The organism is Mammaliicoccus sp. N-M50, from assembly GCF_022386995.1.
Classification (GTDB): Bacteria; Bacillota; Bacilli; order Staphylococcales; family Staphylococcaceae; genus Mammaliicoccus; species Mammaliicoccus sciuri_A.
In genome coordinates this window covers 212,663-228,193 of record NZ_JAJNJA010000003.1, presented here as the reverse complement: position 1 = coordinate 228,193, position 15,531 = coordinate 212,663, and the positions used below count along the sequence as shown (strand labels likewise).

17 protein-coding genes are annotated in these 15,531 nt (G+C 33.1%); 15 read left to right on the top strand and 2 right to left on the bottom strand.

Features of this window, described 5'->3' with window-relative positions; all coding sequences use genetic code 11:
- The 5 genes from LQ622_RS06820 to LQ622_RS06800 all read left to right on the top strand — a co-directional run bounded on the left by LQ622_RS06820 (window position 1) and on the right by LQ622_RS06800 (window position 3,461).
- Window positions 1-828 (top strand): transporter substrate-binding domain-containing protein, encoded by an 828-nt coding sequence (locus LQ622_RS06820; RefSeq protein ID WP_103362169.1) that lies wholly within the window; start codon window positions 1-3, stop codon window positions 826-828.
- Window positions 829-839: 11 nt separating this feature from the next.
- Window positions 840-1,535: an amino acid ABC transporter permease gene (locus tag LQ622_RS06815; RefSeq protein ID WP_037589283.1), complete on the top strand. Its 696-nt coding sequence runs from the start codon at window positions 840-842 to the stop codon at window positions 1,533-1,535.
- Between the two features lie 5 nt (window positions 1,536-1,540).
- Window positions 1,541-2,245 carry an amino acid ABC transporter permease gene (locus LQ622_RS06810; RefSeq protein WP_235906933.1) on the top strand — a complete coding sequence of 235 codons (705 nt, stop codon included), beginning with the start codon at window positions 1,541-1,543 and terminating at the stop codon, window positions 2,243-2,245.
- Window positions 2,246-2,360: 115 nt separating this feature from the next.
- Window positions 2,361-2,888 carry a GNAT family N-acetyltransferase gene (locus LQ622_RS06805; RefSeq protein ID WP_239762188.1) on the top strand — a complete coding sequence of 176 codons (528 nt, stop codon included), beginning with the start codon at window positions 2,361-2,363 and terminating at the stop codon, window positions 2,886-2,888.
- A 15-nt stretch (window positions 2,889-2,903) separates the two neighbouring features.
- The gene (locus LQ622_RS06800; RefSeq protein ID WP_239774837.1) at window positions 2,904-3,461 is read left to right on the top strand and encodes a hypothetical protein; all 558 of its coding nucleotides are present in this window, start codon (window positions 2,904-2,906) and stop codon (window positions 3,459-3,461) included.
- A 715-nt stretch (window positions 3,462-4,176) separates the two neighbouring features.
- Here LQ622_RS06800 and LQ622_RS06795 read toward each other — a convergent pair.
- The gene (locus LQ622_RS06795; protein ID WP_037589281.1) at window positions 4,177-4,860 is read right to left on the bottom strand and encodes a DUF1129 family protein; all 684 of its coding nucleotides are present in this window, start codon (window positions 4,858-4,860) and stop codon (window positions 4,177-4,179) included.
- 144 nt (window positions 4,861-5,004) lie between these two features.
- Between LQ622_RS06795 and LQ622_RS06790 the strand changes: the two genes are divergently transcribed.
- The 10 genes from LQ622_RS06790 to LQ622_RS06745 all read left to right on the top strand — a co-directional run bounded on the left by LQ622_RS06790 (window position 5,005) and on the right by LQ622_RS06745 (window position 14,937).
- Window positions 5,005-5,757, top strand: a complete 753-nt coding sequence (locus LQ622_RS06790; RefSeq protein WP_224658829.1) for a sulfite exporter TauE/SafE family protein — start codon at window positions 5,005-5,007, stop codon at window positions 5,755-5,757.
- Window positions 5,758-5,768: 11 nt separating this feature from the next.
- Entirely contained in the window at window positions 5,769-6,206 is a 438-nt protein-coding gene (locus LQ622_RS06785; RefSeq protein ID WP_037589279.1) for a GNAT family N-acetyltransferase, read from the top strand.
- An 18-nt stretch (window positions 6,207-6,224) separates the two neighbouring features.
- On the top strand, window positions 6,225-8,267 hold the full coding sequence (locus LQ622_RS06780; protein WP_037589278.1) for a cation:proton antiporter: 2,043 nt from the start codon (window positions 6,225-6,227) through the stop codon (window positions 8,265-8,267).
- 70 nt (window positions 8,268-8,337) lie between these two features.
- Window positions 8,338-9,189 carry an SA0632 family lipoprotein gene (locus tag LQ622_RS06775; protein ID WP_239774835.1) on the top strand — a complete coding sequence of 284 codons (852 nt, stop codon included), beginning with the start codon at window positions 8,338-8,340 and terminating at the stop codon, window positions 9,187-9,189.
- A 68-nt stretch (window positions 9,190-9,257) separates the two neighbouring features.
- On the top strand, window positions 9,258-9,551 hold the full coding sequence (locus LQ622_RS06770) for a hypothetical protein (RefSeq protein WP_037589276.1): 294 nt from the start codon (window positions 9,258-9,260) through the stop codon (window positions 9,549-9,551).
- Between the two features lie 86 nt (window positions 9,552-9,637).
- Entirely contained in the window at window positions 9,638-11,209 is a 1,572-nt protein-coding gene (locus tag LQ622_RS06765; RefSeq protein ID WP_239762192.1) for a GldG family protein, read from the top strand.
- Window positions 11,210-11,992: 783 nt separating this feature from the next.
- The gene (gene exaC, locus LQ622_RS06760) at window positions 11,993-13,513 is read left to right on the top strand and encodes an acetaldehyde dehydrogenase ExaC (RefSeq protein ID WP_103362177.1); all 1,521 of its coding nucleotides are present in this window, start codon (window positions 11,993-11,995) and stop codon (window positions 13,511-13,513) included.
- On the top strand, window positions 13,514-13,846 hold the full coding sequence (locus tag LQ622_RS06755) for a DUF779 domain-containing protein (RefSeq protein WP_025904728.1): 333 nt from the start codon (window positions 13,514-13,516) through the stop codon (window positions 13,844-13,846).
- A gap of 68 nt (window positions 13,847-13,914) precedes the next feature.
- Window positions 13,915-14,454, top strand: coding sequence for a GNAT family N-acetyltransferase (locus LQ622_RS06750; protein ID WP_037589273.1), 540 nt, complete (start codon window positions 13,915-13,917; stop codon window positions 14,452-14,454).
- Window positions 14,455-14,466: 12 nt separating this feature from the next.
- The gene (locus LQ622_RS06745) at window positions 14,467-14,937 is read left to right on the top strand and encodes a 2-thiouracil desulfurase family protein (protein WP_126476690.1); all 471 of its coding nucleotides are present in this window, start codon (window positions 14,467-14,469) and stop codon (window positions 14,935-14,937) included.
- Here LQ622_RS06745 and LQ622_RS06740 read toward each other — a convergent pair.
- Window positions 14,912-15,481: an LOG family protein gene (locus LQ622_RS06740; protein WP_107576896.1), complete on the bottom strand. Its 570-nt coding sequence runs from the start codon at window positions 15,479-15,481 to the stop codon at window positions 14,912-14,914. The two genes, LQ622_RS06745 and LQ622_RS06740, sit on opposite strands and share 26 nt — an antisense overlap.
- Window positions 15,482-15,531: the final 50 nt, after the last annotated feature.

Genomic DNA, 15,531 nt, shown 5'->3' with positions numbered 1-15,531 from the left:
ATGAAGTATATTAAATTATTGATTTTGATGATGCTCATCATTTCTTTATCTGGTTGCGGCACAATCACGAAAGAAAATAACGGTAAAAAAGTAGTTAAAGTAGCTTTATCTGCAGAAGTTAATCCACCTTATTTATATACAGATAGTGATAATAAACCAGTCGGATACGATATGGATTACATGAAAGAACTTGAAAAGAAATTACCGCAGTATGATTTTCAATATGAATTCGGAGAAGAAGAATCTAACGTTGTCGGTATTGGTGTTGGTAAATTTGATATGGGTATTAATTGGTTCTTCAAAACGCCTGAAAGAGAGCAGAAATTCTTATATCAGAAAGAACCTTATGTTTATTCTTTAACAACGCTTATTGTACATAATGATACAAATGATATTGAAACTTTAGATGACTTACAACATAAAAGGCTGACGCCTATGTCACCGAGTGGCGGCTTATATTCAATCTTAACTGGTTACAACAAGACACATAAAAATCAAATCGACATTGATGAAATTCATAAAGTTTCAAATGGTGAGAATTTCAAAATGATTGAATCTAAAAGAAGAGATGCCATGTTCTTAAACTTAACAACTTACCAAGCGATTCAAAAAGAGCTCAATGCTGATGTAAAAGTTGGTGGCGTTGTTTCAAAAGAATCTGTTCATATTTTATATAACAAGAAAAATACGCAATTACAAAAAGATATAGACAAAGCGACTAAAGAATTAAAAGAAGACGGTACGCTAGAGGAATTATCTAAAAAATGGTTTGGATTTAATATATTTGATGATAAAGAGTCATTAAATGATATTAAAGACCGCTTATAAGGAGGAGACATATGGGAACAACTACTTGGCCAGATTTGTTTGTGCAAATACTGGATAAACTACCAATAACATTGTTAATAACCGTTCTTTCTCTTTTATTTGCGATGATATTAGGGCTAGTATTAGCAGTTATTAGAATCAAAAAAGTACCTGCACTATCCCAAATCGTAAAATTATATGTATCCTTTGTTAGAAGTACGCCACTTATATTACAACTATTTTTAGTATATTTTGCGTTACCAATCATATTGCAGTGGATTTACATTGATATTAATCATTTTAGTAGACTTTTCTTTGTGATTTTGACATTCACGCTACATACTGGTTCATATTTATCAGAAGTGATGAGAGCTGGATATAACTCTGTTGATAAAGGTCAAATTGAAGCAGGGAAAACAGTCGGACTTAATGATCGTACGATTTTATTAAGAATTATTATTCCACAAGGATTTAGAAATAGTTTACCAAACATCGGCAATCAAGTTATAGAGCTGATTAAAGACACATCATTAGCGTTTACAATCGGTTTAATCGACATGATGGGACAAGTAAATTTAATTATCGGTAATAACTACGGACTAGGTATGTTTCCCGTATATGTCGCGATTTGCATAATTTACTGGGTTATCTGTATCATAGTCGAATTTATCGTGATGCTTTTAGAAAAGAAATACAATATTCCATATCAAACTGAACAAATGAGGTGAGCAATTTGACGATAGATTTTCCTTTTATGTATGAACATGTTGGAGATATTTTAAAAGGTGTACCAACAACGTTATTAATAGCAGTTGTCAGTATGGTAATTGGTTTAGTGATAGGTACTGCTTTTGCATTAATAAGACAAGCTAAGTATCCAGTTATTAATCAACTCATTGTCATATTTGTTTCATTCTTCAGATCGACTCCACTCATCGTTCAGTTGTTTGCTTTTTATTATGGGACGCCTGTAGTCATAGAGTGGTTAAACAAAATGTGGCAGTTGAACATTAATCCTGATGGTATAAATCCTTTAGCAATCGTATTATTTGTATTTACATTACATTCAGCTGCTTATTTAACAGAAGTGATGCGTGGTGGTTTACGAAGTGTTGATGATAAACAAATAGAAGCGGCACTTACTGTTGGACTTAGAAAGCGACATATACTTATGAGAATTGTGATACCTCAAGCTTTAGGTTATGCAATTCCGAACTTAGGTAATCAATTTATTGCATTAATTAAAGGAACAGCTATCGCGTTTGTCGTGCAAGTAACAGAAATACTTGCAATCAGCCAAATTATTGCTAACGATGGTTATCGTTTTGTTGAAGTATATATTATAGCTAGTGCAATATATTGGATTATGGCTATCTTTTTCGAATGGATTTTTGGCAAGATGGAAAACAGAGTTGGAAAATATTTATATCAAACATAAAGCGCAAGGTCATAGATTATCATTTCCTAGGAAATTTTAACTATGACCTTGTTTTTTTATAACTTTACATCGTATAAGTGTATACTAATAGATAAATAAATATCGGGGGTGCAACATGATTGAAATCCGACCAGTAGAAATGACAGACGCAAGTGAATTATTAGATATAGATGTACGTAATAGAGCACTATTTGAATCATATTCAGCAGCAGATAGAAAAGATTCAGACTACCAACTTTATAATTACAGAAAAATTATCGATAAACATTTACAAGATATGACTGAAGATAAGGGTTATCACTATGTCATTGTACATAAAGAAGATAATAAAGTAATCGGAACGATAGATTTATTTGCAGTCGTTAGACACAATATTCAGAGCTGTATGATGGGTTATGCATTAGACGAAGCATATAACGGAAAAGGTATTACAACATTGGCAGCAAAAGAAGTCATTCGTATCGCATTTAATGAATTAGGATTTCATAGAGTTGAAGCAGGCGTTCAACCAACAAATATCGGTTCAGTTAGAGTATTAGAAAAAGCAGGCATGACACGCGAAGGACTAAACAGATCTAACGTAAGAATCAATGGCGAATGGAAAGACCATTACCTATATGCCATCGTAAATGAAAACTATTAAAGACAGGTGAGTAGCATGGTGGTAGTAGGGCTGGGTGTTTATATATGTTTGTTATTATTGGCTAATAACTTAATTAAAAATGAAAAATTCTATATTATTCATACGATGTTTACAGTAATCTTTATTTGTTTTAGCCAAATTCCTTTAATTTATTATGCAAAACTTGAAGGGGACTTAAATGGCATTGTATTGATATTAGGATTGATATCTACAATACTGATGAGTGTATCGATGTTCCTACAAGTGATTTGTGATTTAACATCTTATACGAATTTGTTTAGAACAGAAACCATAGATAAAATGTTCAAAATTGTATCTGATCCATTTGAGGTAGCTGGTAATGTAATGAAATCAGTATGGTTATTACTATTAGGCATACATTTAATTCAAAACAACGACTATGGAATAGGATTATTAGTTCTAATATGGGGCATAACGATTGTCTATTATATTGGCATCCTTATAAATTATGTAACAAGACACAAGAAAGGTATTAGACCAAATGTAATTTTTATAAATATTGAAACGCTACTGATATTTTTAATTCTATATATAGGAACTTTTGTTATATGAGGTGACTTTCTGGACCGATAAAATAAATTACCGGTCCATAAACGAGAAATATGGACCGATAAAAATAAATATCGACCCGAAAATGGGATTTGCAGGCCGATAAATAAAATTATCGACCCGAAAACAGGATTACCAGGCCGATAAAAATAAATATCGACCCGAAAATGAGATTTGCAGGCCGATAAATAAAAATATCGGCCCGAAAATGGGATTTGCAGGCCGATAAAAATAAATATCGACCCGAAAATGAGATTACCAGGCCGATAAAATAAATTATCGACCCGAAAACAGGATTTGCAGGTCGATAAATAAAATTATCGACCCGAAAACGAGATTTCCAGGCCGATAAAAATAAATATCGACCCGAAAACGAGATTTGCAGGCCGATAAATAAAAATAGCGACCCGAAAACAGGATTTACGGGCCGATAAAATAAAATATCGACCCGAAAATGAGATTGAGGCTGGGACATAATGTAATGTCTTAGCCTCTTATAGTATCTTGGCAGTAGATGACTGAATTGAAAATGCGCTTGTACCAAGCTTTTTTCAACTCTAGTCATCCTTGCCGGGGCGGGACTACGAAATCTTTTTATACAAATTAGATTTCTGTCCCGCTCCCAATTTCCTAATACCACATAAAATGAAACAAGCGGAACCATAATCAATGATGGTTCCGCTTGTTCTGCTCTATTGTCCTGCTCCGCTTGTCCTATCTACCTTGAATCGGGTTGGTCTATTTTTCTATGGTGATCTATATATAATCCGAGTGGTGTTAGTATGAATGAAAGTATGATATATGCCCAATTTGATGTATATATTTTAGGTCCTAATTGTAAATAGACGCCTGGTAAATAAAAGGCTAGTATCGTTACAACTAATGTCCCGAATATCAATATATTAGTAATCATGGTTGTCCAATTGGATTCGCTATATATTCGTATTTGAACGACTTTAAATATCATCCATATAAATATAAAAATCATCGTAAATCCTGTTACAAAGGTGATGAGGAATGTATAAAGATATGTGAATTCAACTTGTGTGAAGAATCCTGTGAACCCTCTTATGAATGAAAATACACCTAACAAAATAAGGATGTGTAATCCGATAAATTTAAATATATTCTGGAATGTTCTATTTGGCATATTTCTAATCATCGTGTCGGCATGTTTTTTTGGATCGTGGTCAAAAAATTCCATGGCATGCATGCCGTCTTTTTCGGCGCTTAATAAATGATTAAGTATATTGAGCAACATTTTCTCTGAGTCATATTCATTGATGCTCAAATTTGCACGTACGTATGTTATATAATTTTCGTAAACTTCTCTATCGTGACTATTGAGTCTTAATCGTTTTACGTTATTTTCAATTATAAGGTCGCGTGTTGATTTTTTCATCAGCGTTTTCCTTTCTGTTATCAATAATTTTATTTTAACAAGTATTTTCTAATAAAAACATTACAAATTTGAGGTTTATACTTTTTACAGATGATTCATTTTTCGATATTATTAAATGTAACAGGTGGTGTAGTCTTGGAGATCATGACATTATTTATTATCTTTTTAGTAGGGGTTTTTGCAGGAACGATTAATATCGTATCTGCTGGTGGCTCATTAATTGTTTTGCCATTACTTATATTTTTTGGACTACCAACTACTGTTGCGAACGCATCGAACAGGGTTGCGATTTTAGTTCAAAATTTATTAGCGTTATATGTGTTTTATATAAAAGGCATGAAAAATGTTAAGTTGAGTTTAATGTTAAGTGTGCCTGCTATAATTGGCTCTTTTATTGGCGTTCATTTCGCTATAAATCTCCCGGATGCTGTCTTTAACCGCATGTTAGGTATTATTATGCTTCTCGTTTTAATCGTAATGATTATTCCTACCAGATGGAAAGATTCACAAAAACAATCTGAAAAATTATCTGTCTTTAGAATTGTACTTCTCATTATTGTTTTTCTAGCACTTGGTATTTATGGTGGCATTGTTCAAGCTGCTGTAGGATTTTTATTTATTATAGCTTTAAATTTAATTATGCCAAGACTGACTTATGCTGAAGTTCAGTGTATGAAGACGTTAGTTATAACGATTTACTTATCATTATCTACTTTTGTTTTTATTTTTCAAGGTTATGTTAATTGGCCATTTGCCATAAGTTTAGCACTTGGTTCAGGATTAGGTGGTTTTATAGGTGGTCGTTTAACAGTTTCTTTACCTGAAAAGAAACTAAAAATCATAATGTTTATTATTATATTTATTTTAGCAATTAAATTATTAATCGAGAATAATTAGGTAGGGTAAAAATGTTTGTCATAAAAAATATAGAAGATGACGCAACGATATATAGCATTAGTGAAATGGCTGCTTCATCATTTAAAGATGAAAATCAAAGCTTGAGACTTGCTACATCATTGGAATATGAAGCGATAAAGCGATCTCTTGAATATGAGAAGAGTGTTTTGAAAGGTGCTTTAATTCAAGATGAATGCATCGGTTTTATATGGGCGAAATATAATGTTCATGATCGAGAGGTTAAGATATACAACCTTCTCGTTGAGAAAAGTCATAGAAATAAAGGTATAGCAACCGCTTTGAAACGAGAAATAGAAAAGTGGGCGAAAGAAATGGGTGCGTATACCATCGTTTCAACAGTCCATGCTCACAATAAAACAATGATTCAAATAAATGAATCAATGGACTACGAAGTTGAAAAAGTTATTATGCGTAAAAAGTTATTTTAAACAGAAGAGAGGAATTTTATGGCCATATTTGAAGGTTTCTTATGGTTCATCATGGGTATCATCCTAAGTTCAATCATACATCATTATATTTCTAAGATACCTTTAAGTTTTGTTCAAATCATAATTGGTTTTGTTATATTCTTATCTCCAATTCCAGTTGAATTAAACTTTGAGTCAGAAGTATTTATGGTAGGAATTATCGCACCATTGCTATTTTTAGAAGGTATTTCGGTATCACGTTTCCATTTAGCGAGATATTTGAAACCCGTTATGTCTATGGCATTAGTGCTTGTATTCTCAACAGTTATTGGTCTAGGCTTCTTATTACATATTATCTGGCCAGAATTACCATTAGCTGCATGTTTTGCAATTGGTGCAATCGTGTCACCTACAGATGCGGTAGCCGTTCAAGCTATTGCGAAAGGTAAATTATTGCCTAAAGGTTCTATGACTATATTAGAAGGTGAATCTTTACTAAATGATGCTGCAGGTATCTTATCATTTAAGATTGCATTAGCCGCATTAGTAGGTGGTTCATTCTCATTAACTGGTGCAGTTGGCCAGTTCTTCATAACTGCAATCGGAGGCGCAATTGTTGGTCTTATCATTGGTTATGGTGTTGTACAGTTACGTGTTTATTTAACTCGAAATGGGATTAATAACGGTAATATGTTGACGTTCATCCAGGTTATTACGCCGTTTCTAGTTTATATTATTGCTGAAACATTCCATTCATCAGGTATTATTGCTGCAGTTGTTGCAGGTTTAATTCACGGTGTTGAAAAAGACAGAATTGCTCAAGCAACGACGAAAGAGCAAGTAACATATAATCATACATGGGATTTATTGAGTTATTTATTAAACGGTTTTGTATTCATTTTATTAGGTTTCTTAATACCTGAGGTCATGATTAATATATTAGAAGAACCACAACATGAAATTATGCATGTTATTGGTATTACACTATTTGTAGCTGCATTAGTGTATCTATTTAGATACATTTGGGTGCTTATTTCATATCCATATTTCTATTTACCAGAAAGTCGATTTTCTAAAATGTTAAATACGGGTAAAGATATTGCGCCAGAGTCAGAAATAGATAAACCAAATCGTTTTAAATATGCATTTATTATGACGATTTGTGGTGTTCACGGTACCATTTCATTAGCAATCGCATTGATGTTGCCATTTAAATTGTCAGAACACACTGATTTTATTTATCGCGATCATCTATTGTTTATCGCAACTGGTGTTATTTTAATCAGTCTTGTGCTCGCGCAATTAATATTGCCGCTCGTTACACCAAAAGCTAAACCGAAAGATCAAAGTTTATTAACATTTAACGAAGCGAAAATTTTATTAATTGAAAGTGCATTAGAAAATCTACAAGAATTTTACAGTAAAGAAACAAGCTATATTTACGGTAAAATCACACGTAGTTATCATATGCAATTATCATTCTTAAGAGAAAATGAAGAAAAAGACGAAGATATTAAAGAGTTAGAACGTATGCAACGCATTGCGATTGATACAGAATTCAATACGTTGGATAAACTTATTAAAGAAAATAAAATATCTCAAAGTACATTTGATAACTACAGACAAATTACTGAACGTTCATCAACATTTAAAAATGCTTCATTATATACAAAAGTGAAATTAATGTTGAAATTATTTGTTAGACGTAGAAAAATTAAAACATTCATCAATGCTACAAGTTCACTTTCAATTGAAAGTAACATTAAAGAAATGAGATTTATCAGTAAAGAAGTGCATTTCAATGTTGTTAAAAGATTAACCGAAGAAATGAATGACAACAATGAATTTGAAATTAGTATTGTATGTGATTCTTACTTAAACAAAGTTGAAAGATTAACGCCTGATTACTTTAAAGGTAATCACACTGCTGTATATACAGAAATGGAAATTTACGCATTAAGAATTCAAAGAGAAATGATTAATCAGTTAACAGAAGAAGGTAAAGTCAGTCGTTCTATGGCAATCAAACTAAGAGAATCTGTTAATTATGATGAAATGATTGTTCTCGGTAACAGCATATAGTTTGTTTTCAATAGATAGCTTACATGTTGTGTGGTAAAATGTTTAAGACTATATATAGGAGGCGACACCTATGAAGAAGGCACTTTTACTTATGGTGAGCTCATCAATTATTCTAGCAGCGTGTGGCAATGATGATGAACAGAAAAATCTAGAACAAGAAATTAAATCTTTAGAGAAATCGACTAAAGATTATCAAAAAGATAAAAAGTCTTTAGAAAAAGAAAATGAAAAGTTAAAAGAAAGTATTAAAGATAAAGAAGAACAATTAAAAAAACTTGAAGATGAAGTGAAAAGTAATCAATCAGATACAGAAGAATCTAAAGATAGCAAAGAAGATTCTTCAGACAAAAAAGAAACTTCAAGTGCTGAAAGTAAAGAGGACTCAGTAAAAAAGCCATTTCCTAATACAATTCGAACGTCAACAAATGGAGATGTTGAACTCATTCATAATCTTAAAGATAAACATTTTCAATTTGAAGATAGTGGCATGAAAGTCAATATTGATCATTTGCAAATTTTCCAAGTGCATAACATGCCTGAAGGACAGGTCTTACTGTTTAACGGTGCGAAAAATGGTTATGTCGTGATGTATGAAGTATTAACTGAAAATACTTCTAATCATAAGTTATACTATGATAATACGGCATCTATTCAAGATGGCAGTCATAAACAACGATCTGATTATGCATCATTTATACCAGACTCTCACAATGAAAAGTACATGAAAAAGTCTAAAGAAAATACAGATGAATATCAGCCTGGTGAAAAGACAAAAAGTTTAAAATCTATTCCAATTTCCCATGAAGCTTATGATGCGCTTAAAAAAAACCGTGCTACTTTTAATATACACGGTGGTGTAAGTAAATCAGCTACATTTGATGATGCAACTGATAAAGTAAAATCATTTAAATTAGATTTATAAGTCGCGTTTAGACTGAATTGTATTAGGGAATAAACAACAAAGGATTATTTGAAAAGAGGGATGTCATCGTGCACGAAAAAGAATTTGTTCTGATTGAAGGCGGAAAAATGACATTATTAGAATTAGGTCATGAAATCGAAACAATCACAGGTCGAACATTACAATCAACAACAGGTGAGGTTAGAAGTTGGCCATCAGAAGCAGTAAATTTTAATCGCAAATCTAATATTAATCAAGTCACATATCGTTTTAATGATGTTAACGATTTGATTGATGCAACGATTGAAGTTCCTAGAGGCTTTAAAAATTATGATACTGATCCTGTAACAATTAAACTGCTAACATATATTAGAAAAGCATAGTACACATAACGGAGCGGGATGATGAAATCTTTTAAGTTTAAAAGATTTCTCACTCGCTCCATATTTTATACATAAGGAGAAATATAATGAAGTCTAAACTGTCGATATTGAGTTTAATAACACTGATTGTCTTTGTTATTGCGGGTTGTTCAAATGACGCAACTGAGAAAGAAGGCAAAGATGGAAAAATTATATTATCACCTAAAAGTGATGACATTAAAGGGAAAGTCTTGTTTGATAGTGCACATGGTCAAACAGCGGGCAGTGCAGATTGGGTCATCAATGGTGGCTTTTCTGATTTTGCTGATGCATTAACTAAAGAAAACTATGAAGTAACAGATTTAGGGTATAACCAATTATTAGATTATGACAAGATGAAAAAATATGAAGTCGTTGTTATTCCAGAGGCTAATAATCCACTTAAAGCGAGTGAACAAGACGCTATAGAGCAGTATGTGAAGTCTGGTGGAAGTATATTAATGATTAGTGATCATTATAATGCCGATAGAAACTTTAATCGATATGATTCTTCAGAAGTGATGAACGGTTATAGAAGAGGTGCTTTTGATAATCCTACAAAAGGCATGAACGCTGAGGAAAGCTCGTCAGATAAGATGAAAAATGTTCAAAGTAGAGATTTCTTAAACGAAGTGTTTGGCTTAAGATTTAGATACAATGCATTAGGTAACATTAAAGTAGATGATTTAGCGGATGAAAAAGATAGCTTTGGAATTACTAAAGGTGTTAAAGCAGTATCGATGCATGCCGGTTCAACAATCGCCATTACAGATCCTAATAAAGCAAAAGGTGTCGCTTTTGTTCCTAAATTATCAACAGATGATGCATGGAATCATGCTGTAGACCAAGGTATATACAATGGTGGTGGCCGCAATGAAGGTCCATATATTGCTGTGAGTAAAGTATCTAAAGGTAAAGGCGCATTTATAGGTGATTCTTCAATGGTAGAAGATAAGTCACCAAAGTATAAACGTGAAGACAACGGTGAAACTAAAAAGACTTATGATGGATTTAAAGAAGAAGATAACCAAAAAATGATTATGCAAATTGTAGAATGGTTAAATAAAAAAGATGACCAACAAGATTTATTATCTATGAATGTTCAACTTGATGAAAAAACACAGTTGTTAAATTTTGAACAACCAGAGAACAGTAGAGAAAATGAAAAAGAACCTTGGGGAACACCTAAACAAGGATATAAATGGTATGATTCATCAACTTATGCATCTGGAAGTTATGGTGCAAACTCAGAAAGTAAAAATAAGAAAGCTGATCAATCAACGACGTCTCGTTCAAAAGAACAAAATAATAATCAATCATCTAACAGTGACCAAGGTGCATTTGAAATGCCATCATCCGTTCAGAAACAAGAGAAATTTCAAATAACAGTCCATGTCGATGAATCGAAATTAGTAAATCATAAATTCCAGTTGTCGATCAAAAATAAAGACGGACAAGAAGTAGGTATGTTCGACGGACAAGCACCAGGTGTTTCAAGTTCAGTATCACCAAAAATTAAAAACGGTGTAACCGATTGGTATTTTAAATCCAAAATAGCAAACGAAGCAGATAACGAAGTAGAAGTTGAAGTCTTATCAGGCGGCAACGTGATAGCTAAAACAACATTGAACGTACAATAACGGGTGCTGTTAGGGACAGAATTCTGAGAAATGTCCGTAAGAGTGGTTGTTAGGGACATAATTCCGAGAAATGTCTCTAAGAGGTGTCGTTAGGGACATAATTCCGAGAAATGTCCGTAAGAAGTGTCGTTAGGGACATAATTCCGAGAAATGTCTCTAAGAGGTGTCGTTAGGGACATAATTCCGAGAAATGTCCGTAAGGGTGCTGTTAGGGACAGAATCCTGAGAAATGTCCGTAAGAGTCGTTGTTAGGGACAGAATTCTGAGAAGTGTCCATAAGAGGTGTCGTTAGGGACAGAATTCTGAGAAATGTCCGTAAGAGAGCACCCACCTAACTACCAGAACCCGGAATAATGATAGTTACAGCAGTCTAACTACCAGAATTCGAAATAATGGAAGTTACAGCAGTCTAACTACCAGAATTCGAAATAATGGAAGTTAGCACGTTCTAATTACCAGAATTCGAAATAATGGAAGTTACAGCATTCTAATTACCAGAATCCGGAATAATGATAGTTACAGCAGTCTAACTACCAGAATTCGAAATAATGGAAGTTACAGCATTCTAATTACCAGAATTCGGAATTCTGACAGTTAGCACACTCTCTCAATAAGATAATAAAGCGTCTGGGCATATGTTTATGCTCCAGACGCTTTTTATATATAGATATTTGTAACTTTTTATTTAAATTTTTATTAATAATGTAAAATGCATTTTATTTGATGTAAGCGTTTTCCTAGATTAAAATTAAAGTGTAATTAATTTAAGGGAGGCGTTTTAATATGGCTTTTGAATATCCAACTGCAGCAAATGCAAAATACAAAGTTAAAGACAAGTATCAGAACTTTATCGGTGGTAAATGGGTGGATCCTAAAAATGGAGAATTCTTTGATAATGGATCACCAGTTACTGGTGAAGTATATGCAAAAATTCCTCGTTCTACAAAAGAAGACATAGATGAAGCAGTTAAAGCAGCGCATAAAGCACAAGTTGAGTGGGCGAAAAAATCGCCAGCTGAACATTCGCAATTACTCTTAGATATAGCAGATCGTATTGAAGAAAATTTAGAAGAATTAGCAGTTATTGAAACATTTGATAATGGTAAACCTATTAGAGAATGTCTAGCAGCTGATTTACCATTAGTTGTGGATCATTTTAGATACTTTGCTGGTGTGGTCAGAGCAGAAGAAGGGGCAATCTCTCAAATTGACGACAATACAGTAGCGTATCACTTTAAGGAACCTATTGGGGTTGTAGGTCAAATTATTCCATGGAACTTCCCATTATTAATGGCTACTTGGAAATTAGCGCCAGCAATCGTTACAGGTAATGCTGTTGTACTTAAACCAGCAGAACAAACGCCTGTATCTATTTTACATCTTATTGAACTGATTCAAGACTTATTACCAGAAGGCTTGATTAATGTTGTAAATGGTTTTGGTGCAGAAGCAGGACAAGCTTTAGCAACACATGAAAATATTAATAAAGTTGCATTTACAGGTGAAACAACTACTGGTCGTATCATCATGCAAAATGCGAGTCAAAACTTAATTCCAGTAACACTTGAATTAGGTGGTAAATCACCAAATATCTTCTTCAAAGATATTATGGATGAAGATGATGACTTCTTAGATAAAGCTGTTGAAGGGTTGGTTATGTTCGCACTTAACCAAGGTGAAGTATGTACATGTCCATCAAGAGCATTGGTACATGAAGATATTTATGATAAATTCATCGAAAAATGTATCGAACGTGTAAAACAAATTAAGACAGGTAATCCTCTAGATCCAGAAACAATGCTTGGTGCACAAACTTCACAAGAACAAGCTGAAAAAATTAAGAGCTATTTAGACATTGGTAAACAAGAAGGTGCAGAAGTATTAGTTGGTGGTAATGTAAGAGAAGAAGCTGGAGAATTAGAAAATGGTTTCTATATTGAACCAACGATATTTAAAGGCACACAAAATATGAGAATATTCCAAGAAGAAATCTTTGGACCAGTATTATCATTAGCAACATTTAAAGATGATGAAGAAGCTTTAGAAATGGCGAATGATACTTTATACGGTTTAGGTGCAGGTATTTGGACTAGAAACCAAAATAAAGCATATCGCTTTGGTAGAGGTATCCAAGCAGGTCGTGTATGGGTGAATAACTACCATACTTATCCAGCTCACGCTGCTTTCGGTGGTTACAAAATGAGTGGTATTGGCCGTGAGAACCATAAGATGATGTTAGAACATTATCAACAAACTAAAAACTTACTCGTGAGTTATGACGAGAAGCCTGCAGGACTGTTCTAAATGACTGAACAAGTCACTGCTACTGAAAAAGCCAAATCACTCATTAGAGAATTAAAGAAAACACATGGTGAAAACCTTATTTTTCATCAATCAGGTGGATGTTGTGATGGTAGCTCTCCAATGTTATTTGTTGAAGGAACATTAATTATTGGAGATGTAGATGTGAAATTAGGTGAAATTGAAGGTGTCCCATTCTATATGAATAATAAGCAATATGAATATTGGAAACATACGAATTTAGAAGTCGATGTTGTCGATGGAAGAGGCGGTATGTTTAGTATAGAAGGCCCAACTGGGAAGAGGTTTCACATTAGGAGTTCAGTAAGATCATAATTTTTTGAAGGATGTGCTAAAATATTAGTACATCCTTTTTTGAATATGATAAAGGTTGGGTGAATGAAATGAAACATTACATTGAAACAAAACGTTTAATACTTAGAAATTGGAAAGACGAGGATGTTGCATTATTTCAAAGTATGAATGCAAGTCCTGAAGTAAGAAGATACTTTCCAGATATATTGAGCTATCGTGCGACTGAAAATACGATTAACCAAATGAAATCAGTCATCGATCAACATGAAATTGGTTTATTTGCTGTGGAATTAAAAGAAACTAAAAGCTTTATCGGTATGGTAGGTTTGAATTATATTCCAGAAGGTAGCGAATTAAGTTTCCCAGAATTACCTTTTTATGAAATAGGTTGGCGCATGGATAAGGATGTATGGGGTAATGGGTTAGCAACAGAAGCGGCGGAAGCGGTATTAACGTATGCTAAATCAAAAGGTATCGATGAAGTGTATAGTTTTACGTCGGAAATTAATAAACCTTCCAGAAGAGTCATGGAAAAATTAGAAATGAACCATATTAGGAATTTCTTACATCCAAAAGTCATACATGATGATGATTTAGCAGCACATGTTTTATATCATAAAGTATTGTAAGGAGTAGATGATATGATCGTTATTAGTGCATGTTTAGTTGGAGAAAAAGTAAGGTATGATGGCAACCATAAGTTGGATTTATTCTATAAGAATTTAATAGATGAGAAGAAAGCGATTAGTATTTGTCCTGAAATATTAGGTGGCTTACAAGTTCCAAGAGAACCAGCAGAAATCATCGGAGGAGATGGTTATGATGTGTGGAATGACCAAGCAAAGGTCATGACTGTTACAGGTCGTGATGTCACAATACAATTTAAAGAAGGCGCTAAACGTGCACTCTCTATTATTAAAGATTTAAATGCCGATACAGTTATTCTGAAAAGTGACAGTCCTTCATGTGGTAGTACTGTTATATACGATGGTACATTTACGGGAAATAAAAAAGAAGGTGTCGGTGTCACGACAGCCCTCTTTACATTAAATGATATTAATGTCTATGATGAAAAAACATTTTTAACTATTTTTGATAATCACGAAGTTTAACGGGTTGTGCCATTTTCATAGCACTAAATAAATCATCGATATTTTCTTTAATAATCGCTAAATTTTTATAATCTGAACTGATAAATTCAGTCGATATTAAATGATCAATCATTAAACTTAATGGATTGAAAAATTGTTTAGTATTTAATGCACCAATTGGTTTATGATGTAGTCCTATTTGAGACCATGTATAAATTTCAAAGAATTCCTCTAAAGAACCAGCACCACCAGGTAACATAATGAATGCATCAGCCATATCAGACATCATTTGTTTTCTTTCATGCATTGTTTCGACAACATGATATTCTGATAAATTTTCATGAGCGATTTCACGTTCTCCTAAAAATCTTGGCATTACGCCAATAGCAATACCATCATGGTCAATGACACCATTGGCTACTGCTCCCATCATGCCAGTTGATCCGGCACCATATACTAATTCATATTTATTTTCGGCTAAATATTTACCTAACGCATAAGCTTGTTCTGTATAAATTGGGTCATTTCCCTTACTTGCACCACAGAAAACAGCAATTTTCTTCATATATATTACTCCTCTCACATATGTAGTATAATAACTTAAAAGATACTTCT